Here is a 25,046-nt window from a genome sequence, read left to right on the forward strand (position 1 = left end):
TTAATCTCATAAAACTGAACTTGATCTGCCGTTTTTATATCTTAATTATTAATCGTAATTTTGCCTTTCGTTATCAATTGAATTTAAAAACTATTCATTACATATGAGTACTACAACACAATACGTTCCTTATAAAGTTAAGGATATCTCCCTTGCAGAATGGGGTAGAAAAGAAATTACTCTTGCAGAGGCAGAAATGCCAGGTTTGATGTCTATCCGTGAAGAGTACGGACCATCTCAGCCACTGAAAGGAGCAAGAATCGCAGGATGTCTTCACATGACAATCCAAACGGCTGTGCTTATCGAGACTTTGGTAGCTTTAGGAGCTGAAGTTACCTGGTCATCTTGTAATATTTTCTCTACACAGGACCACGCTGCTGCTGCTATTGCTGCTGCGGGAATTCCGGTGTATGCTTGGAAAGGGTTAAATGAGGAAGAATTTGACTGGTGTATTGAGCAGACTTTATTCTTTGGTGAAGACAGAAAACCATTAAACATGATTTTGGATGATGGTGGAGATTTAACAAACATGGTTTTTGATAAATACCCTGAATTTACAAAAGATATCAAAGGTCTTTCTGAAGAAACAACTACGGGAGTACACAGACTTTACGAAAGAATGAAAAACGGAACTCTGGTAATGCCGGCGATCAACGTAAACGATTCAGTAACTAAGTCTAAATTCGACAACAAATACGGATGTAAAGAATCTGCTGTAGATGCAGTAAGAAGAGCTACAGACGTAATGTTAGCTGGAAAAAGAGTGGTAGTTTGCGGATACGGAGATGTTGGTAAAGGTACTGCAGCTTCATTCAGAGGAGCAGGTTCTATCGTTACCGTTACAGAAATTGATCCAATCTGTGCACTTCAGGCTGCAATGGACGGATATGAAGTAAAAAGATTAGACACTGTGGTAGATAATGCTGATATCATCATCACTACAACAGGTAACTTCAATATCGTTAGAGGAGAACACTTCCTTAAAATGAAAGATAAAGCTATCGTTTGTAACATTGGTCACTTCGACAACGAAATCGATATGGCTTGGTTAAATAAAAACTACGGTCAGACTAAATCTGAAGTAAAACCTCAGGTAGACATCTATACTATTGAAGGAAAAGAAGTAATCATCCTTGCAGAAGGTAGATTGGTAAACTTAGGATGTGCTACAGGTCACCCAAGTTTTGTAATGTCTAACTCTTTCTCTAACCAGACTTTGGCTCAGATCGAATTATGGAACAATTCTGCTGCTTACAAAAACGAAGTATACATGCTTCCTAAGCACTTAGATGAGAAAGTAGCTGCTTTACACCTTAAGAAATTAAGCGTAGAGCTGGAAACTCTTTCTCCTGAGCAGGCTGAGTATATCGGAGTAGACGTAAAAGGGCCATTCAAGCCTGAGTACTACAGATACTAAGATCTAAATAAAATATGATATTATCCCACTATTTCTAAGATAGTGGGATTTTTTATGGAGTGCCGCAGAGCAATTCCTTATTTTTGTCAACTAAAAAAATAACATGAAAAACTACTTATTTCTGGGAATGATGAGCGCTGTTGTATTCCTTAACAGCTGCAGCAGCAATGATGATAATGAAGGAACCAATAATCCTTCCGAACCAAAAATGTTATTAAGTAAAATCACTACAGTTTACTATGATAATCCATCACAGCCTCAAACCAGCGTAGAAACCCTTGAATACAATAGTCAGGGACAGCTTATAAAAACTTCGTCTGCCTATGGAACTTCCACATTTGAATACAATAACGGGAAACCTGTAAAGATAAATCATTATAATACCAACCAGACACTGGAATACTATTCTGCTTTTAATTATAACGGAGATCAGCTGGCAAGCGTTAAAGCAATCTACGACACTCATCCGGATTACAACCGAACGATTACCTATAATTATAATCCCAACGGACAGGTGATCTCTACATCTCTTTGCCAGTCGCCAGACTGCTCCAATCCCATCGTTGATACCTATGCTTATAATGGAAACAATATTTCATCAGAGATTTCAGAGGGTGGAGGATCCAGTTACAGCACTAAAGTGGTGTATTCCTACGATGATAAACTGAACCCCTATACCAATCTCAACAAGTATATTAGAATTATGATGGGCAGAGCCATTGTGATGAGCCCCAATAATTATCTGATAGAAAAGATAAGCTACAAAAGTAACGGGACCTGGATACAAAACCAAACCAGAACCTCCACGATACAATACAACAGCGCCGGTTTACCTACTCAGGTAGTCTCAAAAGAAGCCAACGGAAACCTTTCAGCTCAGTATAATTACGAATATATCACTCAATAATAACAGACTCTCCAATTTTGGGGAGTTTTTTTATAAGCTGATCCCGCTATCCGCTCATACTCCTCACGCCAGCCTTTCCCACACCTCAACCTCCTACTCTCCCACGCATGTTCCGGGGTAACCGCTGCTATCGGGGCTAGGGAAGTAATTATAAATGATGAATGATAAATCTGTTGGTCGTTAAATAAAATTCACTGGCTTTAGCTAAAACTTAAAATATATTAACCATCATCCGTATTTTACCCATATTTCCCCTGTGCTTAGGCTCTATTTATAAAAAATGAATATCTTAGCCCCTTTAAACAAAACATTAAACTATGAAAAAACAAAGAGTATCGAATGCGTTCGTTGCCGCATCATGGGTAGCATTAGGCGCAGGAATGATTGGCTTTATTGTAGGTCTTGCAAGAGCGGAAATGCTGCTGAATGAAAAAGGATATTATTTCACCATACTTCTTTATGGTTTGTTTGCCGTTGTTTCATTACAGAAAGCAGTACGTGACAGGTTAGAAAACATTCAGGTGACAGATATTTATTATGGGATCTGCTGGTTTGCCACATTATCATCTATTGTATTATTGGCTATCGGACTTTGGAACGCCACCATTCTTCCCAGCGAAAAAGGTTTTTATGCCTTTGCCTTTTTGCTTGCGCTCTTCGGGGCCATCGCAGTCCAGAAAAATACACGTGACAATATGCTTCAGGAATAAAGTAAACTCTCCATTTTGGAGAGTTTTTTATTTAAATAAATTCATTAAAATTTATAAAATACTACAAATTTGATATTTACATTAAAAATATATTAAGTTTTTTGTTATTTTAGCTGTGCTTATTTCACAAACTAATGACATGTACAAAAAACTACTCTTTTCTCTTCTATTTATTCTATTATTTCAGCTTTCAAAAGCTCAGAATGAGTTTATTACTATTTGGCAGCCCGGCTTTATAAGCACCGTTCCCATATCCGTTACAGCTCCCTATCCCGCAGGGAACAATCAAATCTGGTTTCCTGCTATCGGCAATAATTTTACAATAACCTGGGAAGAAGTAGGTTATCCGTCACACCAGGGAACAATGAATAATGTTACTTCCACAAAGCAGGTGCTTATAGACTTCGGAACACCATTACATCCAAATTCAATGCAGGCCAGTTATCTGGTGAAGGTAAGTGGTGGAAATGGGACTTTCAGAATACTTTCTACTGAATATTTACCTACTACAGGAGTGAAATACAATGGAAGTATGGATAAACTGCTTGAGATTTACCAATGGGGGAATATCCAATGGAGTACAATGAACAATGCCTTTGCGAACTGTCCAAATATAACCCTCACGGCTTCCGATGCACCCGATCTGTCCCAAGTTACAGATCTGTCCGGAATGTTCAAATCTGCAAAGAATTTCACTTCGAATAATTCAATAAACAGCTGGGATACTTCATCTGTACAAGATATGTCTGAGCTGTTTTCACAAACAACATTCAATTCTCCGATTGATAACTGGAACACATCAAATGTTACCAATATGTCCCGTATGTTTTATTTTTCAAAACATTTCAATCAAACTTTAAAAACCTGGGATGTGTCTAAAGTTACCAATATGCAGTCTATGTTTATGAGTGCAGAAAAGTTTAACCAGCCTTTACAGGACTGGAATACAGAGTCTCTTACGAATATCATTGATATATTCAACGGAGCAAAGGAATTTAATCAACCAATCAATACCTGGAATATTTCAAATGTAACAAGTCTTAGTGGTATCTTTTCATTAGCCCCAAAATTCAACCAGCCACTCAATCACTGGAATACCTCAAAAGTAACCGATATGTCCAGAACATTTAACGGAGCTTTAAGTTTTAATCAAAATATTAACAGCTGGGATACCTCCAAAGTAGGTAATATGTCACTCATGTTTGCACTCGCTGTAAGCTACAACGAGCCTATGACTTCCTGGGACACGGGAAGCGTGACGGATATGTCTTTTATGTTTCATTTCAATCCGTATTTCAATCAGAATATAAGCAATTGGAATACAGCTAAAGTTGTCAACATGGAACACATGCTTCACGGCTGCTATGAATTCACCCATTCACTGGAAAACTGGAATGTCGGTACCGTTACCAATATGGATTTAATGCTAATGGAAACCACTTCATACAACCACACTTTAGAAAAATGGAATCTGAACTCCTTAACAACTGCCGCCTCAATGCTTACTTCTTCAGGATTAGACTGCAGAAATTACAGTAACACCCTTATTGGATGGTCTAATAACGGTAATACTCCCAATAGTATTCATCTTGGTATCGTTTCAGACTTAACTTATTCCGATACTGCAACTCCTTCAAGAAATCATCTTCTCAATGTAAAAGGATGGAGTTTTCTGGGAGATAATTTAGGCACTTGTGAACATCAACTGGGAACTTCAGATTACAGCCTTAATACTATCCCTCAGATGTACCCCAATCCTGTATCGGATATGATTTATCTGAAAAATATTCAGAATATGATAAGGTATACAATAACCGATATGAGCGGAAGAACAGTTGCTAAAGACAAGCTGGGACATAGCGAAATATCTGTCCGTCTTCTGTCTCCGGGAAATTATGTTCTGCAGATTTTTACCAAAGATACAGTACATTCATTCTCATTCATCAAAAAATAACCCAAGAAAACTAATTCCATAAACAATAAACATGATCTTAAAAAAAATTCCAATACTCATTTTTCTTTTGATGATACTCACGGCAAAGGCCCAAAATGAGTTCATCACTATCTGGAAAACTCAGAATGCACAACTCATTAAATTTCCAGGAAGAGGAACCAACTTTCATGTCTACTGGGAAGAAGTAGGATATCCTCAGCATAACGGAACAATGAGCAGTGTAACTTCAACCACTGAATTCATCATCAACTTAGGAACACCATTAAACCCATCTCCTGCCCAAGCCAGTTACAGAATCAAAATCAGCAATGGAAACGGAAGTTTTGATCAGGTGAGATTTTTTGATAATACATTAATTCCTGCTTATAATGCTGCAGACCGGTCAAAAATTACTCAAATTGCACAGTGGGGAGATATAAAATGGAAGAGTTTTGACAATGCTTTTGTGTTCTGCGACTATATGGATGTGACTGCTACGGATGCACCAGATCTCAGTATGGCCACCAGCATGCGCGAGATGTTTTATTTATGCACTTCATTAATAGGTAATCCTTCTTTTAATACATGGAATACTTCCACCATAACAGATATGTATTATATGTTTGGCGATGATTACCAGTTTAACCAACCACTGGGGAACTGGAATACTTCCAATGTTACAGATATGTCCTATATGTTTGACACTACAGGATTCAACCAACCGTTAAGTGAATGGAATACAGAAAAAGTGACCACTATGGAGCACATGTTCCATTATGCTGAAAATTTCAATCAGGATATTCAAAAATGGGATACAAGAAGTGTCACCAATATGAACGAAATGTTCCACGACACAGCTTTCAATCAAAATCTTGGAGGATGGAATCTTAGTTCCCTAACCACAGCAACCGGTATGTTTCTCAATTCTGCTATGAGCTGCCTGAATTATGACAAAACACTTTACGGATGGAGCCACAACCCATCAACCCCGAATAATATTATTCTATCCAGCGCAGCACCATTGGTTTATTCTCATGCCGATGCTGTAGCTGCAAGAAATTATTTAATCAATAATAAAGGATGGACTATTTCCGGTGATACTTACAATGGATTATGCAACCAGACACTTTCAACTTCTGAAACGGAAATTAAAAACAAAACCTCCATCTATCCCAATCCGGTAAAAGATCATATTTATCTGAAAAATATTCAAAATGCAGTAAGGTATACAATAACAGATATGAGCGGAAGAACAGTTGCTAAAGACCAACTGGAGCATAACGAAATATCGGTCAGACTTTTGTCTCCGGGCAGTTATATCCTGCAGATTTTCACGAAGAATACAATGCATTCTTTCCCATTCATCAAAAAATAAACCAAGAAAACGATAAACATTCATCATGACTTTAAAAAAAATACCAACACTCATCTTTCTTTTGCTGGCTTTCGTTGTAAAGGCTCAGGACGAATTTATTACGATCTGGAAACCTGCTTCTACTGCAATACCCACATTAAATGTAGATGCTCCCTACCAAGCCACGACTCAACAGATCTGGTTTCCTGGAATTGGTGATAATTATGATATTTACTGGGAGGAAGTAGGCTATCCGCAGCACAATGGTTCCCTTCTCGATGTAACTTCCACAAAACAGGTTCTTATTGACTTCGGGACGTCAATCGCAGAAAAAAATGATGCAAAATACAGGGTAAAAGTAAGTAATGGAAATGGCGTTTTCAAACAGATAAAATTTGGAACACCACAGATCCTTACTCTTCCTGAGCAGCTCTTCCCTATCTGGCAGCTCAATGGAAGTGCAGATAAAATACTAGAAATTGAGCAATGGGGAAATATTTCATGGACAACAATGAACAGTGCATTCAGCCTGTGTAAACTCATACTTCTTACTGCTACAGACAGCCCGAATCTTAATAATGTGGATGATGCTTCTTTTATGTTTTATGGTACTACCAGCTTTAAAGGTGCCAGCTCTATGCAAAACTGGGATACTTCGAAAATCCGGAATTTCAGTTTTATGTTTTCCCTTTTATTTGATGTTGCACCAGCCACATTGACGGATCAGTTTAATCCGCCCTATTTTGACACCTGGAATATGTCATCAGCTACAGACCTCAGCTATATGTTTGGAAACAGAATTGCATTTAACCAAACGCTTAATAGCTGGGATGTTTCAAAGGTAACAGATATGAGCTGGATGTTTGGCCAGTGTGCAAGCTTCAATCAGCGTCTCGACAACTGGGATACTTCGAATCTTGAAGACATGCACTTTATGTTTCATATGATTCCTGTTTTCAATCAGCAACTCAATTGGAATACGTCTAAGGTTACAAATATGGCTCATATTTTTCATGGCTGTGTTGCCTTTAACCAACCTTTAAACTGGGATATGACTAAAGCAAAGAAAATAGATCAAATCCTTAATAGTGCTTCAAGTTATAATCAATCCTTAGGAAACTGGAACTTAGCTTCTGTTATTGATGGTAATGGCGCTATAACTTTATCAGGCCTTAATTGTGAAAATTACAGCAAAACACTTCAGGGATGGGCAGACAACCCCAACACAGCAAACAACATTTCATTAGGTTCTTTAACAGGATTAAAATATGCTTCCAATGTGTCAGATAAAAGAGATGCCCTTATCAATAAAGGCTGGTTCATCAATGGGGATACTGTAGGAAATTGCTTATTGTCTTCATCTGATGTAAAACTGAATAAAAAACTTTCGCTTTATCCTAATCCTGCGGTAGATGATATTCATATTGAAGGATTAAGTGATATTAAAAATTACAGAATTTTTGATGCAGCCGGAAGACTTGTACAGGAAGGAAATCCTAATAATGATATGATTAATGTAGGATCTCTATCAAAAGGAAATTACATTTTACAGCTCATTCTGAAAGAAAAAACAATCTCTTCAAAATTCATTAAGAAATAACCATAAAAAGTTTCGGAATGGTATTAAAAAAAATTTCAACAGGATTTTTTATTTTGCTGCTATGTATGGTGAAAGCCCAGAATGAATTTATCACTATCTGGAAGCCTGCTTCTACGGTAATACAGCCCATCACTGTAAGTGCTCCCTATCAGGCAGATACTCAACAAATATGGTTTCCCGGAATTGGTGAAAACTATGACATCTATTGGGAGGAAGTAGGTTTCCCCCAACATAATGGTTCCCTTACCAATGTAACATCTACAAAACAGGTTTTTATTGATTTTGGTACATCAGTCGCAGAAAAGAATGATGCAAAGTACAGAGTAAAAGTAAGCAATGGAAATGGTGTTTTTCAGCAAATAAAATTTGGAGACGTACAGGAAGTTCAGCTTCCGGACCAGATTTTCCCGATCTGGCAGATCAATGGAAGTGCTGATAAAGTATTGGAAATAGAACAATGGGGAAACATTGCATGGAACTCTATGAACAGTGCTTTCAGCCAATGTAAACTGGTTCAGATTACTGCTACAGACATTCCTGATCTTAGTAATGTTAAAGATGCTTCTTATATGTTTTATGCTGCAAAAAGCTTTACGGGGAACAGTTCTATGCAAAATTGGGATACTTCAAAGATTAAGAATTTCAAATTTATGTTTGCTATTATTTTTGACAGTATCAATACTACGCTTCCTGATCAGTTCAATTCTCCTTATCTTAATAACTGGGATACGTCATCAGCAACTGATCTCAGCTTTATGTTTGCAGGACGAGGAATCTTTAATCAAACCGTGAACAACTGGAATGTTTCCAATGTAAAGGATATGAAGTGGATGTTTGCGCTTTGCCCAAGCTACAATCAACCTATGGATAACTGGGATACTTCAAGCCTTGAAGATATTCGTTTTATGTTTCATTTTGATTCTGGTTTCAATCAGTCTTTAAATAATTGGAATACGTCTAAAATTACCAATATGGCCCATGCTATTCATGGCTGTACAGCTTTTAATCATCCTTTAGAAAATTGGGATATGACCAAAGTTACTAGAATAGATCAGATCCTTAAGGAGACTCCGAACTTTAATCAATCCCTTGCAAGCTGGAATCTTGCCAGCGTTAATAATGGCTCCCTTGCTTTGACAGAGACAGGAATGGATTGTGAAAATTTCAGTAAAACACTGGCAGGATGGGCAGATAATCCTAATACCGCCAATAATGTTGATTTAGATATTGTAACTCCTTTGACTTATGCTTCCAATGCAGCAGATAAAAGGAATATTCTCATCAGTAAAGGATGGACAATGTCCGGTGATACAGTAGGAAATTGTTTACTCTCTTCATCGGATGTAAAGCTGAAGAAAAAACTGTCACTATATCCCAATCCTGCTGTGGATGATATTCATATTGAAGGATTAAGTGATATTAAAAAGTATAGAATTTTTGATGCAAGTGGAAGACTTGTACTGGAAGGAAATCCCAATAAGGATATGATTAATGTAGGATCTTTACCCAAAGGAAATTACATTTTACAACTCATTCTGAAAGATACTACCCTCTCTTCAAAGTTCATTAAGAAATAAAACAAAGAAGCCTCGCTGGAAAGTGAGGCTTTTTATTTTGAATGTAAAGATCAACTATTTGTCAAAATGATTAGGATGCTGAGCTTTAATATCATCTACTGTTCCTAATACTTTATCTTTCAAGGAATCCTGATATTTCTGAAGTTTTGCGGCTACTTCTTCATTACCGCTTCCTAAAATTTTAGCCGCTAAAATCCCTGCGTTCAAAGCACCGTTCAAGGCTACAGTCGCTACCGGAATTCCACCAGGCATCTGAAGAATAGACAAAACGGAATCCCATCCATCTATTGAATTACTGGACAAAATCGGAACTCCAATTACCGGAAGTGTAGTACAGCTTGCTACCATTCCCGGAAGATGTGCTGCCCCGCCAGCTCCTGCCACGATTACTTTTAACCCTCTTTCCTGAGCAGTCTTTGCATAATCAAACATCCTTTCCGGTGTTCTGTGTGCTGAAACTACCGTTAATTCATAAGGGATATCAAGGCTTTTAAGAAAATTTGCAGCCTGTTCCATGATCGGCAGATCACTCTGACTGCCCATAATAATTCCTACCATCTTCAATTTTATTAGATGTTCAAAGATAAAAAATAAAGCTGGAAGTTGGAAGAAGGAAGCAGGAAGTTCTTTTAATCACAATCCAACATTTAAACAAAAACCTACCATTATTTCCTTTCTTATCTGTATCATTGAAAATTGAAACAACTGTACCCATTATAATCATTTTAAAACCTCTACATTTGTTTGTTACACTTTATTCACGTTGAAAGATTATAAACTTATTTTTGCTGTTCTCACTGTTGCCATTGTTTGGGGAACAACTTTTTTGGCCATCCGTGTGGCTGTGGAAACAATTCCTGCATGGTTTGTTGCCGGAATCCGACAGTTTCTGGCTTCTGTTATCATGCTTATCGTTCTTCTTTCAAGAAAGGAATTCAAATGGATTGGATGGAAGAATCTGGGATATCAGATCATTTTCGCTTCCCTGATGCTGGTGGTTGCCAATGGTATGACTACGGTAGCTGAAGAAACGGTATCAAGCAGCCTTGCATCATTGATCAGTGCCTGCTCACCTATTCTGGTATTTCTGGGAAGTGTGGCTGTAGGATTACAAAAGTTTAGTTTGCGTGCCCTTAGTGGTGTATTGCTGTGTTTCAGCGGAATTCTTTTTATTTTCTGGGATGGACTGAAAGATCTTGCCAACCCCGATTACAGAATGGGTATGATCTTCCTGTTCTGTGCCATTGCAGGCTGGGCTTCCGGAACTATTTTCACAAAGAAATTAAATATTCAGAGCGGAAATATAACGTTAAACCTGTTTTATCAATTCTTATTTGCAGGCGTTGTTCAGATTATTTTTGCTTTCCTGTTTTCTCAAAATTACCACTTCGAAAACTGGACCATTAAAAGTATTTCAGCCATGCTGTATCTTTCTGTTTTTGGTTCAGTAGCTGCTTTTTTTGCCTTTCATTATGCCCTGACCAAAATTTCACCGGTACAGGTTTCCATCCTTGCATATATCAACACCATTATTGCCATATTTTTAGGCTGGCTGATTATGGATGAAAAAGTGACTTTCAAATTTATTCTTGCAGCTGTCATGATCATTTGTGGTGTTTTTATCATTAACTACAAACCGGAGATGTTCAAAAGACAAAAGGTTGCCTAATGACTATCGTTTTTCCTGAAAAATTCTTTTATTTTTGCTATTAAGCTATTTAAAAATCAAAATCTTGAATCAAATTTTAATTGAATGTAAAGGAATATCAAATGATATATTTTCACTTCCTGCATTCACCCTCCTTAAGGGTGAGACAATTGGTATTTACATAGGAAATAATGACTCTTATTCTACACAACAATTCCTAACAGCAATTTTCACTGGAAAAGCACAATATAAAAATACTTTAGTCTACAAAGACTTTACATTTGTTGATTATGTCTGGGAATCATGCTGGAGAAGAATATTCTTTCCTGTAACAGTTGGTGAATATTTGAAAAAACATTCAAATTTAAAAAATTCTTATGCTCAAAAGATTTACGAAATTGACTGGATCAATAAAAAAACAAAAATTAACCGACTGCCAGGCAATCCAAGAAAATTATTAAGCTTGTATTCGGTACTTTCAAAAAAAGAAAACATTATTACAGATTTTGCAGGACAAGATCAGCAAGGAATGATTTTGGCAGCAGAAATAATTAAAAAGGAAACCATAAAAGGAAGTTCTGCCATACTTTTCGACGTGTTCAAAACTTTTGAAGATACATGTGATCAGTATATAAAAATTGACTGGAAAGATAATAGAAAGGATTATAAACCTGTTTATCATTTTCCAGAAGAAGAATCGTTGTAAATCTGCTTATTTCTAATCCGAGAATAATTAAAATTTACAGGTAAGTATCAGAATTTCTTTACATTTGCCCAAACACAACGAGTATAACCATGAAGCAAAAACTATCCATCATTACTGTTTTACTTCTTCCTGCATTTTATTTTTCTCAAAAAGCAGAGCCCAGGGAAGATATCAAACTGAAAAGCTTTGATTACAAAATCTATATTCAAAACAAAAAAGACAAAGAAACCGATCAGGAATTATATATGATTCCTAATAAAGGGGATACTATCAGAGAAAATGCTCTTGTTAAAAACATATCAGGGGAAGAAACTCACAGAGGTATGTACAGAATGAACAATACAGAAATTCATTTTGTAGATATTGATCTTACCACAGAAAAAATCAACCATAAAATCTATAGCCCTAATAAAAAAGGAGTGCTAACATTAGTTAAAGAAAATTCAAATCTGGCCTCTTATCCAAAGGATCTTCCTCCAAAATTTAAAGACAATAAACCTCCGCATCCCGAATTCGCAGGTGGTGAAGCAGCATTGTATCAATGGATTGAAAAAAATATCTATCCGGTTCTGGAAAAGAAATATAAGAAAAAAGAGAAAGGGAATTCTGTTCTTATTTTAGATATAGATCCAAATGGAGTTCCAACTTTTGTAGAAATAAAAAATTTGAATATTGCTGATATCATCAAAAAACAATTCACCGATATCGTAAAAACATCTCCTGTCTGGAAGACCAATATACAAGGGTTTGACGTGTCGGGAATTGTCTTTATTCCTTTAGAATACTAAGGAGTATTGTCAGGGAGTATTTTCATATTCCCTTCATTTTTCTTATATTGTATACTCCAACCTATACAATATGCTGAAAAACACATTATTTTTATTTCTGACCGCCTCTTTTCTTTTGGTAAGCTGTGATTACAAAGAGAAAGAAAAGAACCTGACAGACCGGGAGAAACAATTATTAGAAAAAGAAAAAATATTCGCTAAAAAAGAGTCCGAATATCAGTCACTCCTGAAAATGAGGGACAGTATTTTTGCCAAAAAAGATTCTGTAGTCATTACTTCTTCATGGCCCGCGGAAATTTCCGGCCCATGGAATGGAAAAGTTATCTGTACAGAGTCTAACTGCAGTGAATATGCTGTAGGAGACCAGCGTACGGACATCTGGGAATTCGATAATGATTCCACCCAGCCTATTACCAAAATTATCAATAATAATAACCTGGTAAGGCTGTATACAGGCAAGTTTGAAAATAATGAGATCAGACTGTCTTTTAAAACAGATTCTACGGCCAAAAAGAATGTAGAAATGAGCGTTCTTCTTAATGATATTTCAGACAACAAGATCAAAGGAACAAGAACCATCACTTCTGATGGCTGTACCGCCAAGTTCTCTGTTGAATTAGTACGTTCCACAAAATAAACACATATGATTTTACTGAGTATACACAACCTGAGTCTTCCTATAGAAGATCCGGTACTGAAGTTCCTGTTGGTACTGGTCATTATCCTGGCAGCACCATTGCTGCTTAATAAAATTAAAGTTCCCCACCTGTTGGGGCTTATTATCGCCGGAGCAATCATTGGTCCGAACGGATTCAATGTATTATCCAGAGACAGCAGTATTGTGGTAACGGGAACTACCGGACTTCTTTATATTATGTTTCTGGCTGGGCTTGAGATTGATATGGGAGATTTTAAAAAGAACAAATGGAAAAGTCTCACCTTTGGTATCTATACCTTCACTGTTCCCTTTGTACTGGGATATCTGGGAGGATATTACCTTCTTCATTTCTCCATGCTGACATCTATACTATTCGCCAGTCTTTTTTCGTCTCATACCCTTATTGCGTATCCGTTAGTGAGCAAGTTGGGAATTGCGAAAAATAAAGCAGTTAATATTACCGTTGGCGGTACGATGATCACAGATATTCTTGCCCTATTGGTACTTGCTGTGATTGTAGGAATGTCTCAGGGTGACGTAGGAACAGAATTTTGGGTTAAATTATCTGTTTCTTTTGTTGTTTTTGCCCTGATTGTACTGATTGTATTCCCTATTATAGGACGCTGGTTTTTCAAAAGAGTGGATGATAAAATCTCACAGTATATTTTTGTACTGGTTATGATTTATCTTGCTGCTATGCTGGCTGAACTGGCTGGTGTAGAAGCGATTATCGGGGCATTCTTTGCAGGATTGGCTTTAAACAGACTTATTCCTCATACTTCTTCTTTGATGAACAGAGTGGAATTTGTGGGAAATGCTATATTTATCCCGTTTTTCCTGATCAGTGTAGGAATGCTGATTGATTTTAAAGTGTTCTTTAAAAGCTGGGAAACACTGGAAGTAGCAGGAATTATGCTGGTAGCCTCCATCGGAGGAAAATATCTTTCTGCTGTAGCCACTCAAAAAACATTCAGACTGACCAAAGAAGAAGGTAAACTTATCTTTGGACTGAGTTCCGCTTCTGCTGCTGCAACACTGGCTTCAGTAATGGTAGGATATAATATTATTCTTTCTGAAACTGAAACCGGAGAGCCCGTGAGATTGCTAAATGAACACGTGCTGAACGGAAGTATTTTATTGATTTTGATTTCGTGTACCATCTCCTCTTTCATTTCTATGGCAAGTGCTCAGAAAATTGCGGAAAGTGACAATGAAGATACGGTTTCAGGAAATACCCATGAGGAAGAAAGTATTCTCTTAGCGATCAATCATGAAGCAACGGTTGAGAGAATGGTAAATCTGGGAATCCTCATCAAAGCACATTCCAATACGGAAGATCTTTTCGCCCTGAATGTCATTAATGAAGACAAAAACGAATCTTCAGTAAAGAATGCGGAAAAACTTCTTCACCAGGCAGCAGATGCAGCTGCGGCCGCAGATGTTAAATTACAGGCTTTAAAAAGGTATGACAATGATGTCATCAACGGCGTAAATAATGTGATTAAAGAACAGAAAATTACAGACCTTATTATAGGACTGGAGGATGAAAAAGGATTCTCCCCTTCTTTTGTCTATAATCTTTACAACGGTTATCTGCAGAATGATGATGTGAATGTGCTGGTATATCATGCGGCACAACCACTTTCCACCATAAAAAAATATGCAGTGATGATTCCTGAAAATGCCCATCAGGAAGCAGGATTCTTCCATGCATTGCTGAGAGTATGGAACATTGCCAGAAATTCCGGAGCAACAGTTGTTTTCTATGCTCCTGAAAACATCCTTGATATTCTGCAGAAAATTATTAAAAAAGCCAATATAGAAGCAGAGTTTATCATTATGAATACCTGGCAGGACGGGGAAAGAACGGCTGCCCAATTGAAAGATGATGAAGCCCTGATTATCCTTATGGCAAAACGCGGTATGAAATCTTATATTCCAAGAATGAGGCTGATTCCGGAACTTCTGAACAGGAACCTGAAAGATAATAATTACCTTCTGATTTTCCCGTTCTCAGAATATGATAAAAACAGTCCGGAAATACGTTCTGTAGGAAATCATGGAGATTTTGTGGAGATTGGAAATGTAATTCAGAAAATTTTTAAATAAAAAGCTGGAAGAAGGAAGAGGGATGATGGAAGTTATCTATGCACAAATAATCACTTTTTATTAAACCATCAAACCATCAAACCATTCAGTCATCAATAGGATCGGGCTTTAGCCCGATATGAATAAGAATAACATACATAAAATTGGCTTTAGCCAAAACTTAATTTTAGGTTTCGGCTAAAGCCAATTGAATCTATAATTATTTGTAAACGGGCTAAAGCCCGTTCCTATTGAATTGATTGTATAACAAAGTAAAGGGAGCCGTTTTTAAATTGAAACGGCTCCCTTTATTTATTTTAAACTGATTTTACTCAGCAATTACTCTTACCATTCCCTTCACCATAACAAGCTTTTCCATAAGCTCTTCTCTGGAATCAGCAAGAACGTTAATATGTCCCATTTTTCTTCCTGGTTTGGTTTCTGTTTTCCCGTATAAGTGGATGTAGGTTTCAGGCAACTGAAGAACGTCTTCCATTCCTTCATAGATTACTTTTCCGGAAAATCCTTCTGCTCCTACCAGATTCAGCATTCCGCTGTAGGTGATAGCATCGGTATCTGCCAAAGGTAAGTTTTTAACCACACGGTACATCTGCTCAAATTGAGAATTTGTATTTCCTTCCTGACTCTGGTGTCCGGAATTGTGCAGTCTTGGTGCTGTTTCATTCACCCATATTTTTCCTTCTTTATCAAGGAATAACTCAATGGCAAATAATCCCGGTGAGTTTACTGCAGCTAAAAATTTCTCAGTAATAGAATCAATCTGGTTCTGAACATCTTCTGTCAGAAGAACCGGACATACATTGAAGTCTAAAAGATTCAGCTTGGGATCAGCAACCATTTCCGTTACCGGGAAAATATTGGTTTCTCCTTTCTCGTTTCTCGCTACAATGACAGAAAGTTCTTTTTCAATATCAACCAGACTTTCAATAACAGATGCTTCTGTCCATAGATGCTGATAGTCTTCTTCTGTTTTGATGACCTGTACTCCTTTTCCATCATATCCTCCGGTATTCATTTTCTGAACGAATGGTAATGGCATAATGATCTTTTCATCACTGTTCCATACCACCTGAAATTCCGGGCTTGGGATATCGTGTGTTTTATAAAATTCTTTCTGAAGGATCTTTTGCTGGATTGTTTTGATGATATTGGCATTAGGAACCACCTTTATTCCCTGCTTTTCAAGTTCTGCCAGTGCATCAGCATTTACATGTTCTATTTCAATGGTTACAACATCTTTATCTTTTCCGAAGTTCAAAACCGTTTCGTAGTCATTGAAATTTCCCTGTGTAAAATACGAGATATTATGACACGGAGCATCAGAAGCAGGATCCAGCGTATAAAACTCATCGTCATACTTCAGTGCACTTTGTATCAGCATTCTTCCCAGCTGTCCGCCTCCCAGAATTCCTATTTTCATTTTTTATTTTTATTAGATTTATTCTTATTGAATTTTATCAATTTTTAAATAGCCCAGTCCCATTGGGTTTACCTGATTTTCTTCATCAGACTTTTTAAGAACGATAGCATATTTTTCTTTCATATAGGCCGGAAGAATATCACTTACATTGAAAATATCATCAATATCCACTCCGTGCTTATCATCAATATGGCTTACAGCGCCTTCAAATCCCATGGTCTGGTAAAATTCTGTAGCCTTTGCTCTTTTTACAATTTCACCCATAGACTGCCCAACCATAAGGTGCTGCTCATGGAATTCTTCAAAGAAACCAGGCTTATAGCCTCCTAAATTGAGGAAAAACAATTGATCTTCTGAAGATTTTTCACCCTTTTCCACAATCTCCACTTTGTACCCATCAGCGAATTTTACTTCCTGATAACAGTCCAGGTGAATTTTCCCTTCTGCCTCCTTCCAAAAGTCTTTCATATCCGGAATCAAATCTTTAAGATTCTCTGCTATTCCGAAGAAAACATCGTGCTGCTCAATATTTCTTCCTTTGGGTGTTGCCCCAAGAATGACATAAAATAATTTCATTTCGTTTTTCATGCATGCAAAAATACGTTAAATTTATCTTTTTCAAATGTTTGGCAGACTACGACAATAATTTTATATTTGTAGTATTATTTGTAGTATGTCAGAAATCATCATACTCTTCCTTGGCGCAATTTCCGCGGGTCTTTTAGGTTCACTTACGGGTTTAGGAGGAGGAGTTATTATCATTCCCTTATTAACGCTGGGATTCGGCGTTCCAATGCATTATGCTATCGGTGCTTCACTCATCTCTGTGATTGGCACCTCTTCCGGTGCGGCTGTAGCTTTCGTAAAAGAAGGCTTTACCAATATGAGAATCGGGATGTTTCTCGAAATAGCAACTACAGCAGGAGCTATTATTGGTGCGCTGGTTTCAGGAATGCTTAACCCCAATACAATCGGAATTATTTTCGCAAGTATCCTTCTTCTTACAGTTATTTTAAATCTTAAAGGGAAGCCTGATCATCAGGAACCTTTGATCAAAGGAAGTCTGGAAGAGAAGCTAAAATTATACGGAACATTCCCGGATAAAGGGATTTTAAAAAGCTATTCTGCAAGAAATACCGTTCCCGGATTTTTGATGATGATGTTTGCCGGTGCAATGTCCGGACTTTTAGGAATAGGTTCCGGTGCATTAAAAGTATTGGCGATGGACAATATGATGAAACTGCCTTTCAAAGTATCTACAACAACCAGTAATTTTATGATTGGAGTAACGGCAGTAGCCAGTGCACTGATCTATTTCCAGAGAGGAGAAATTATTCCGGTAATTGTAGCTCCCGTATTGATAGGAGTTGTTATTGGAAGTTTTATTGGTTCAAAAACGCTGATGGTATCAAAAACCAAAAAATTAAAAGTATTTTTTGCCATTGTTATTACCATTCTTTCAGTTTATATGATGTATAACGGTATCAACAAAAGCTTCAGATAATGAAAAAGAATTTTACAGATGTAGATCTGAACCGTTCCGTAGGAAATCTTTTGAGACTGGGTGTTATTCTGTCTGTGGCTACATCGCTTATCGGTTTTATCAAGTTATTTATTGAAGGTTTTAAAATGCCTGAAAAATATTCCAGCCTTGTCGTAGGTACTTCTTCTGAAAAAGTATGGGGACACTTCTGGACCTCTCTTTGCAAAGGAGAAGGTGTAGCGATTATTCAGCTGGGTATTCTTTTGTTGATCTTCACCCCTCTGATGAGAATTGTTTTCGCTTTAATAGGCTATTTAAAAGAAAAAGACTACGTGTATGTAGTCATTTCTTCTATTGTTTTAGCAATTATGGCGGTAAGTTTCTTTGCAGGGTACGCCCACTAATTTTTTACATTTCATAAAACTCTAACGGCAACTGGTCCGGATCCTGGGTAAAGAAAAACTCTTTTCCGGTGAATTCATCTATGCGGATTTCTTCACAGCTAAGTCCCTTTCCTATCAGCTCATTCCGTTTTTCCGTAACATTTTCCACTGAGAAAGCAAGATGTCTTAAACCACATGCTTCAGGACGTGACGGCCGTTGTGGAGGATCAGGAAAGGAAAATAATTCTATTACATAATGATCTCCGATAGCCAGATCAAGTTTATAAGATTGTCTTTCCTCGCGGTATACTTCCCGGATGATATTCAGATTTAAAATTTCTGTATAAAATTTTTTGGAGACAGCATAATCTGAACAGATAATGGCGATATGATGGATTTTCATTCTTTAAATTTTAAACTACTTCTTAATTCAACGTTGTTATTTGATCTCTTTACAGTTATCTTTTCTTCTCGTATCAATAATATATTGGATTTTCCACTCATTATTCTGCTTTACCAATTGAAAACTGTTTGCTCCACAATGTGATAATTTTTCCTTTACATAAAAAGAATAGGGAGTAAATACGCTTGCCAGATTTCCATCCGCATGAATAGCTTCTATGATAATTCTTTCATCTAGATCTCCTTTTGTAAATTTTGAAACAGAGGCAACAAAATCCTGTATGCTGTCACTTTTCACAGTCCCATCTTTAGTGATGGTTTGCAGCACCGCATTCTCTGCAAAAGCTGATTTTACAAGCTCAGAATCTGCATTTTTCATGCCAAGGAACAGATTACGGATAGGTTTTTCAATCTCTTTATGCTGCTGCCCGAAGCCTGAAATACTTATAAGAACAAGAAGTACAATTATTTTATTCATAGTATAGATTTAGATAATTAAAAATAGATAAAATAAAATTTAAATTGATTAACAAATTTTAAAATTCATTTTCCTTAAATTGTAACCAAAATTATTTCAGAGCTTTTTATATGTGGATTATTTATCTGACTTTGGCCATACTTCTTCTGGTCATGACAATATTACCAAAGATTCAGCATTCTCACTGGATATTCAGGGTTCCGGAATTTGCAAAAATACAGGTCACTTATCTTATCTTTTTCACTTTCTTATTAGGCCTTTTTACTGATTCTGAAGAATATTTATGGTATTATCAGGGACTTCTTCTGGTCTTATTTGTTCATCACAGCCATACCCTCATCAAGTACACCCGTTTTTATCCTGTAAAAAAACACAGACAACGTCACAAGTCTTCTGATAAACTGCATTTTATTTCTGCCAATGTTTATCAGTTCAATAAAGACTACGAGAAATTCATGAGGCTTGTTAAAAAGCATAATCCTGATTTTTTCATGACTATGGAAAGCAATGGCGATTGGGAAAAGGCAATGAGACCTTTAGAAAAAGAATACGGCTTCCAACATAAAGTGACTCTTGAAAACACCTATGGAATGCATTTCTATTCCAGGATTGAAATCAAAGAAGCAAAAACTCATTATTTTGTGGCTGATGATATTCCGAGTATCGAGATCCATATGAAAACAGCGGATGGCTTTTCTTTTGTTTTCTTCGGAGTTCACCCGCCGCCGCCAAGTCCTACAGAAGAAGAAACTTCAAAGGAAAGAGATGGTGATCTTCTAAGCACTGCCAAGCGGGTAAAAGACATCAAAAAACCTGTTATTGTTGTAGGAGACTTTAATAATGTTGCATGGTCAAGATCATCTGTTCTGTTCAGAAAAACAAGCCATCTGATAGATCCGAGAATCGGGCATTCTTTTGTTTCTACTTTCCATGCGAAATACCGTCTCCTAAGGTTTCCTATCGATCTGATGTTTCACAGCGAAGACATTTTTATTAAACAGCTGAAAACTTTGGAAAACTTTGGTTCAGACCACCTTCCGGTATACTGCGAATTTTTTATAGATCATCACAATGATGAACAGGAAGAATTGATTGAAACAGCAACTTCCGAAGAGAAAGCAGAAGCAGAAATCATGATAGAGGAAGGAAAGAAAGAAGATGGCGAACGTGAAACTATCGTTACTGAAGATTAATAAAAAAAGTGGACTAAAGCCCACTTCTATTAATTTTTTTTATCAGAATCCAAAGTTCCAACCCCAATTGATTGTCCTGTTCCAGCCAAAGGCTACTTTTACCGGACCTTCCTCATATTCAGCAAAAAGCATAAACAATACAGCAATGGCAATAGCAACAAGGATATAAAGCTTCTTCTTTTTCATACTTAGAAATTCATCACATCCTTCACTACTCCATTTTTCTGAGTGTGCTGTAATAACTCAGCTTCAATGAAGGCTTTAATCTGCCCTTCGGAACCATTATTGGGGAACAAAAGATGAACATTAGCTCCAGCATCAAGGGTAAAGAATAAAGGAAGTCCTGTTTCTCTTCTGAAATCCCAGATCTTATTGATGACTTCCAGAGTACCTGTTTTCATCAGGATAAAAGCAGGGTCACTCATCATCATCATTGCATGTAAGGTAAGTGCTTCATGTTCTACCAGCTTGATGAAACGTTCCATATCTCCGTTTTTCAGGATTTCTTTCATCGGAACAAAGTTTTCCCTTGCTTCCTGAAATCTTCTCTCCGCGTAAGGATTGGCATTCATCAACCCGTGTCCTACTGTTGAGGAAACACTTTTCTGTCCTTCATGAATCAAAAGAACCCAATCATTAAAATTTTTGAATGATTCATGAATTTCAGCATCCGGATATTGTACTCCGAATAGATCTGAACTGCCTTCTACCTCATCTGTTTTCCCCCACACTACAAGCCCATTATACAAACTTCGGCATGCACTTCCACTTCCTAGCCTTGCCAGAAATGAAGCCTTTCTCAAAGATTCTTCTTCGGAATTTTTCCCCGTAAATGATGCATCCAATGCCATCAGACATTTTGCAATGGCTCCAAATCCTGAAGCTGAACTTGCAATTCCTGAACTGTGAGGAAATGTATTTTCAGTTCTGATAATATATTTCCCTTTTAAAATCCATGGAACGTATTGCTCTATATTTCTGAAATATTTTTCAATTTTCTCCGCAAACTTCACTTCTTCATTTCCAGCCAGAAAAGTCTGTACTGAAAAAGCTTCATCTGCTGTAAACTCCATTGAAGTATTGGTTTTACAATGGTTTAGTGTATAACTGATACTTGGGTTGGCAGGAATCTGATTGTCATATTTCCCCCAATATTTAATCAGAGCAATATTAGACGGACAGCTTTCCGAAACCGTTTGTGTATGAATGTTGAAATTTTCTTTTCCTATAAATTCTTGTGTTGTCATAGTTTCATTTAAGTCATTATTTTAAACCACCCCGTCAAAAATTCTTTGAATTTTCGCCACCCCTCCAAAAGAGGGGAATTCTCACACCTTTATTTGTACTTGACGTGAAAAACAGGAGGTTAAAATTTTTAATACATCTTCTCTATAATATCCGCATATTTTTTTATCACCACATTTCTTTTGACCTTTAGCGTAGGAGTAATTTCTCCTGTATTGATATCAAATTCTGCAGGCATTAAAGTAAATTTCTTCACTTTCTCATAGTCTGCCAGGTGACTCTGTAATTCTTTAACTTTTTCTTTATAAAGGTTGATGATCTTTTCATTTTTTACAGCATCTTCCCAATTGGTAAAAGAAATATTATTCTTTTTGATATAATCCTGTAAAAATTCAAAGTTAGGAACAATCAATGCTGAAACAAACTGTCTACCTTCTGCAATCAGCATAATCTGCTGGATGAAATTATTATTGGTCAGAAGATTTTCGATCTGCTGCGGAGCAATATATTTTCCATTGGAAGTTTTCATCAGATCTTTGATTCTATCCGTAATGATCAGATTTCCTTTATCATCAAACTTTCCTGCATCACCGGTTTTGAACCATCCGTCTTCCGTGAATACTTTCTGGGTTTCTTCAGGTTTATTATAATATCCTTTCATGATTCCGTTTCCTCTCGCCTGAATCTCATCGCTTTCTCCGATACGCATTTCTACTCCCGGAAGTGGTTTTCCGCTTGTACCATGTTCAAAATGAGTTAAAGGGAAAAGAGTCAGGGTTGCTGTAGTTTCCGTTAATCCGTACCCAACGGTCACATGAATTCCTACTGATTCAAAGAAACGGGTAACTTCCGGTGATAATGAAGCTCCTCCACAAGGTAAGAACCAAAGTCTGCCACCCATTTTTTCCTTAATTTTACTGAAAACCAATCTATCGGCAACAGCTTCTTTGAATTTTAATCCAAAAGGAATTGGCCTTTCATTTCTTCTCAATTCAGCAGTTTCCCATCCGGTTTTAAGCGCCCAGTCGAAGATTTTCTTCTTCAATGATGAACCTTCTTCTGCTTTTTCCAAAACTCCTGCATATACTTTCTGGAAAAATCTTGGTACTGCACACATCATAGTAGGTTTTACTTCTTCCAGTGCTTTGGCTACATTTTTCGGATCTTCCAGGAAATACACGCGGGCTCCGCCATATAAGCATAATAAACTCCAGCTTCTTTCAAAAACATGGCTTAAGGGTAAGAATGCCAGTGAGAGCTCTTCTTCAAAGTTTTTAAATTTAAAAAATTCAAAGTGGGAGTCAAATGCTTTGATGAAATTTCCATGGGTAAGCATTACGCCTTTTGGAGTTCCGGTAGTTCCGGAGGTATAAATCAGTGTAGCGGTATCATCATGTTCTTTCTTACAGATTTCCAGCTCTGTTGAAGCTTTTGCAATAAAATCTTCAAGATAAAAACTGTTGAATTCCTTTTTGATCCATACTGCTTTTTTGGAAACAATAATCGTTTCCAGATTGTTTTCTTCTTTATGTAAAAATTCCAGGCAGGCATCATACTGCATCTGATTTCCTACTAAAACTGCTTTAGCTCCTGAATCGTTAATGATGTGTTCTGCCTGTTCAGCATTATTGGTTGAATAAATCGGTACAGTAACGGCACCAATAGCCATTGAAGCCAGATCAAAGATCATCCATTCTGATGAGTTATCTGAATAAATAGCCACTCTGTCATTCTCCTGAACTCCGGATTCTTGTAAGGCATTGGCTGTTTTAAAAATAATCTCACTGAATTTTTTCCAGCTCAGCTCTTTCCAGGCTGCATCTTTCTTTTTAAATCCGATGGCCGCTTTTATAGGATGTTTTTCTACATTTTTAAGGATAATTGCCTCTGCAAGATTCATTTCTTCAGCTTTTTGTCGTTAATATAATTATTCAGGTGAAAGTCTATACTTTCTTTTACAGGAATAAACTGATAGTTCAGCTTTTCTTTAACTTTGTGATTGGAAATGGTGCTGAATGAAGAAATGGCCTCAATATTCGATTTGGTGACCATTTTCAGTTTCGGGATCAGCCATCCGAAAAGGGTATTGGCAATTCTTCCGATATTTAATACAGATTGTGAAAGAATTCTGGCATTTTTAAGTCCCAGGCGGGTTCTGACCTGTTTTGCAAGGTCGGCATATCTGTTATTTTCAGCAACAATAATAAAACGTTCTCCGAAAAGGTTATTTTCCATTAATCCTATCGCCGTATTGGCAACATCTCTTACATCTACGTAAGCAGAACCTCCTGAAAAGGTAAAACTATTGTCTTCAAAAGTAGAGAAAAGTTCACCGCTGCTTTGATTCCAGTTTCCGCTTCCTACAATCATTCCCGGATTGATGATGATCACATTAAGGCCTTCCGCTGAAGCTCTCCACACCTCCATTTCGGATAAATGCTTGGAAATAGCATAGGCAGAATGTTCAAGTTTCGGATTAAAGTCAGAATCTTCATCCAGTTCTCCTTTTTCATTAAAATTATCGAGAACAGCAACAGAACTTACGTGGAGAAATTTTTTAACTTCCGATCCTTCACAGGCAAACAAAAGATTCTCTGTACCCTTGATATTGGTGCGGTACATTTCTTTTTCATCTTTTGGATGAAAGCTTACTTTTGCAGCACAGTGATACACCTCATCTACTCCTTCCAGAGCCGTTTTCAAGGAATCGAGATCGTCAAAATCTACGTTTACCCATTCAATTTTGTTGAAAAAATCGTCAGGATTCTCCGTATAAAAGCTATATGAATGCTTTACTTCGTTTAAATTGCTGCCCGGTCGTTTGGAAGCACGTACCTTTTCCCCTCTTTTAAGAAGTTCCAGTACAATTATTCTTCCCAGAATTCCGGTAGCACCTGTTACAAAAATCATTACTTATTTTCTTGATTGCTGACTAAAATATAACAATATTTTCTATCCGGCAATTCTTCAGGTTTCTGTAAAAATTACCCCGAAAAACTGCTTTTGCAAATTTGCGATTTTTAAAGCATAATTCA

At 37.0% G+C, this 25,046-nt stretch carries 24 protein-coding genes; 15 read left to right on the forward strand and 9 right to left on the reverse strand.

What is annotated here, in order from left to right; all coding sequences use genetic code 11:
• Positions 1–103: 103 nt before the first annotated feature.
• From ahcY to ACWPWS_RS14685, 7 genes are all read left to right on the forward strand, one after another.
• Positions 104–1,417 (forward strand): adenosylhomocysteinase, encoded by a 1,314-nt coding sequence (ahcY, locus tag ACWPWS_RS14655; protein WP_047421190.1) that lies wholly within the window; start codon positions 104–106, stop codon positions 1,415–1,417.
• Between the two features lie 103 nt (positions 1,418–1,520).
• Positions 1,521–2,324: a hypothetical protein gene (locus ACWPWS_RS14660; RefSeq protein ID WP_454047012.1), complete on the forward strand. Its 804-nt coding sequence runs from the start codon at positions 1,521–1,523 to the stop codon at positions 2,322–2,324.
• A gap of 317 nt (positions 2,325–2,641) precedes the next feature.
• Entirely contained in the window at positions 2,642–3,034 is a 393-nt protein-coding gene (gene yiaA / locus ACWPWS_RS14665; RefSeq protein WP_034699887.1) for an inner membrane protein YiaA, read from the forward strand.
• A gap of 139 nt (positions 3,035–3,173) precedes the next feature.
• A complete protein-coding gene (locus tag ACWPWS_RS14670) occupies positions 3,174–4,988 on the forward strand; it encodes a BspA family leucine-rich repeat surface protein (protein ID WP_454047013.1) in 1,815 nt (604 codons plus the stop codon).
• 70 nt (positions 4,989–5,058) lie between these two features.
• Positions 5,059–6,342, forward strand: coding sequence for a BspA family leucine-rich repeat surface protein (locus ACWPWS_RS14675; protein WP_454047014.1), 1,284 nt, complete (start codon positions 5,059–5,061; stop codon positions 6,340–6,342).
• 25 nt (positions 6,343–6,367) lie between these two features.
• Positions 6,368–7,921 (forward strand): BspA family leucine-rich repeat surface protein, encoded by a 1,554-nt coding sequence (locus tag ACWPWS_RS14680; protein ID WP_454047015.1) that lies wholly within the window; start codon positions 6,368–6,370, stop codon positions 7,919–7,921.
• Positions 7,922–7,938: 17 nt separating this feature from the next.
• Positions 7,939–9,498: a BspA family leucine-rich repeat surface protein gene (locus tag ACWPWS_RS14685; protein ID WP_454047016.1), complete on the forward strand. Its 1,560-nt coding sequence runs from the start codon at positions 7,939–7,941 to the stop codon at positions 9,496–9,498.
• A gap of 54 nt (positions 9,499–9,552) precedes the next feature.
• On the opposite strand, the gene purE is transcribed toward ACWPWS_RS14685, so the two are convergent.
• A complete protein-coding gene (gene purE / locus ACWPWS_RS14690) occupies positions 9,553–10,056 on the reverse strand; it encodes a 5-(carboxyamino)imidazole ribonucleotide mutase (protein ID WP_034699885.1) in 504 nt (167 codons plus the stop codon).
• Positions 10,057–10,261: 205 nt separating this feature from the next.
• Here purE and ACWPWS_RS14695 point away from each other — a divergent pair, with 205 nt between their 5' ends.
• The 5 genes from ACWPWS_RS14695 to ACWPWS_RS14715 all read left to right on the forward strand — a co-directional run bounded on the left by ACWPWS_RS14695 (position 10,262) and on the right by ACWPWS_RS14715 (position 15,407).
• Complete coding sequence (locus ACWPWS_RS14695) at positions 10,262–11,167, forward strand: DMT family transporter (RefSeq protein ID WP_454047017.1); 906 nt, start codon at positions 10,262–10,264, stop codon at positions 11,165–11,167.
• Between the two features lie 64 nt (positions 11,168–11,231).
• Positions 11,232–11,852 carry a hypothetical protein gene (locus ACWPWS_RS14700; protein ID WP_454047018.1) on the forward strand — a complete coding sequence of 207 codons (621 nt, stop codon included), beginning with the start codon at positions 11,232–11,234 and terminating at the stop codon, positions 11,850–11,852.
• An 89-nt stretch (positions 11,853–11,941) separates the two neighbouring features.
• Positions 11,942–12,640, forward strand: coding sequence for a hypothetical protein (locus ACWPWS_RS14705; RefSeq protein WP_454047019.1), 699 nt, complete (start codon positions 11,942–11,944; stop codon positions 12,638–12,640).
• A gap of 70 nt (positions 12,641–12,710) precedes the next feature.
• A complete protein-coding gene (locus ACWPWS_RS14710; protein WP_454047020.1) occupies positions 12,711–13,277 on the forward strand; it encodes a hypothetical protein in 567 nt (188 codons plus the stop codon).
• Positions 13,278–13,283: 6 nt separating this feature from the next.
• Positions 13,284–15,407, forward strand: a complete 2,124-nt coding sequence (locus ACWPWS_RS14715) for a cation:proton antiporter (RefSeq protein WP_209788435.1) — start codon at positions 13,284–13,286, stop codon at positions 15,405–15,407.
• A gap of 307 nt (positions 15,408–15,714) precedes the next feature.
• Here ACWPWS_RS14715 and ACWPWS_RS14720 read toward each other — a convergent pair whose 3' ends face one another.
• Together ACWPWS_RS14720 and ACWPWS_RS14725 are read right to left on the reverse strand one after the other, a co-directional pair.
• Positions 15,715–16,827 carry a 5-(carboxyamino)imidazole ribonucleotide synthase gene (locus ACWPWS_RS14720; protein ID WP_105680999.1) on the reverse strand — a complete coding sequence of 371 codons (1,113 nt, stop codon included), beginning with the start codon at positions 16,825–16,827 and terminating at the stop codon, positions 15,715–15,717.
• Between the two features lie 24 nt (positions 16,828–16,851).
• A complete protein-coding gene (locus ACWPWS_RS14725) occupies positions 16,852–17,403 on the reverse strand; it encodes a DUF1543 domain-containing protein (RefSeq protein ID WP_105681791.1) in 552 nt (183 codons plus the stop codon).
• 97 nt (positions 17,404–17,500) lie between these two features.
• Here ACWPWS_RS14725 and ACWPWS_RS14730 point away from each other — a divergent pair, with 97 nt between their 5' ends.
• Positions 17,501–18,331, forward strand: coding sequence for a sulfite exporter TauE/SafE family protein (locus ACWPWS_RS14730; RefSeq protein ID WP_105681000.1), 831 nt, complete (start codon positions 17,501–17,503; stop codon positions 18,329–18,331).
• Positions 18,331–18,714 (forward strand): DUF1634 domain-containing protein, encoded by a 384-nt coding sequence (locus ACWPWS_RS14735; protein WP_105681001.1) that lies wholly within the window; start codon positions 18,331–18,333, stop codon positions 18,712–18,714. The genes ACWPWS_RS14730 and ACWPWS_RS14735 overlap by 1 nt, the downstream gene beginning before the upstream one ends.
• A 4-nt stretch (positions 18,715–18,718) precedes the next feature.
• Here the strand turns inward: ACWPWS_RS14735 and gloA2 are convergent, their stop codons facing one another.
• Complete coding sequence (gene gloA2 / locus ACWPWS_RS14740) at positions 18,719–19,096, reverse strand: SMU1112c/YaeR family gloxylase I-like metalloprotein (protein ID WP_209788424.1); 378 nt, start codon at positions 19,094–19,096, stop codon at positions 18,719–18,721.
• A 36-nt stretch (positions 19,097–19,132) separates the two neighbouring features.
• Entirely contained in the window at positions 19,133–19,573 is a 441-nt protein-coding gene (locus ACWPWS_RS14745) for a nuclear transport factor 2 family protein (RefSeq protein WP_454047021.1), read from the reverse strand.
• A 152-nt stretch (positions 19,574–19,725) separates the two neighbouring features.
• On the opposite strand from ACWPWS_RS14745, the gene ACWPWS_RS14750 reads away from it, so the two are divergent.
• Complete coding sequence (locus tag ACWPWS_RS14750) at positions 19,726–20,766, forward strand: endonuclease/exonuclease/phosphatase family protein (RefSeq protein WP_454047022.1); 1,041 nt, start codon at positions 19,726–19,728, stop codon at positions 20,764–20,766.
• 42 nt (positions 20,767–20,808) lie between these two features.
• Here the strand turns inward: ACWPWS_RS14750 and ACWPWS_RS14755 are convergent, their stop codons facing one another.
• From ACWPWS_RS14755 to ACWPWS_RS14770, 4 genes are all read right to left on the reverse strand, one after another.
• On the reverse strand, positions 20,809–20,952 hold the full coding sequence (locus ACWPWS_RS14755) for a hypothetical protein (protein WP_209788419.1): 144 nt from the start codon (positions 20,950–20,952) through the stop codon (positions 20,809–20,811).
• A gap of 2 nt (positions 20,953–20,954) precedes the next feature.
• On the reverse strand, positions 20,955–22,013 hold the full coding sequence (locus tag ACWPWS_RS14760) for a diphosphomevalonate/mevalonate 3,5-bisphosphate decarboxylase family protein (protein WP_454047023.1): 1,059 nt from the start codon (positions 22,011–22,013) through the stop codon (positions 20,955–20,957).
• A 128-nt stretch (positions 22,014–22,141) separates the two neighbouring features.
• Positions 22,142–23,911 (reverse strand): AMP-dependent synthetase/ligase, encoded by a 1,770-nt coding sequence (locus ACWPWS_RS14765; protein ID WP_454047024.1) that lies wholly within the window; start codon positions 23,909–23,911, stop codon positions 22,142–22,144.
• Positions 23,908–24,921: an NAD-dependent epimerase/dehydratase family protein gene (locus ACWPWS_RS14770; RefSeq protein ID WP_454047025.1), complete on the reverse strand. Its 1,014-nt coding sequence runs from the start codon at positions 24,919–24,921 to the stop codon at positions 23,908–23,910. Before ACWPWS_RS14770 ends, ACWPWS_RS14765 begins: the two co-directional genes overlap by 4 nt.
• Positions 24,922–25,046: the final 125 nt, after the last annotated feature.

This window comes from Chryseobacterium sp. Marseille-Q8038 (assembly GCF_965111995.1).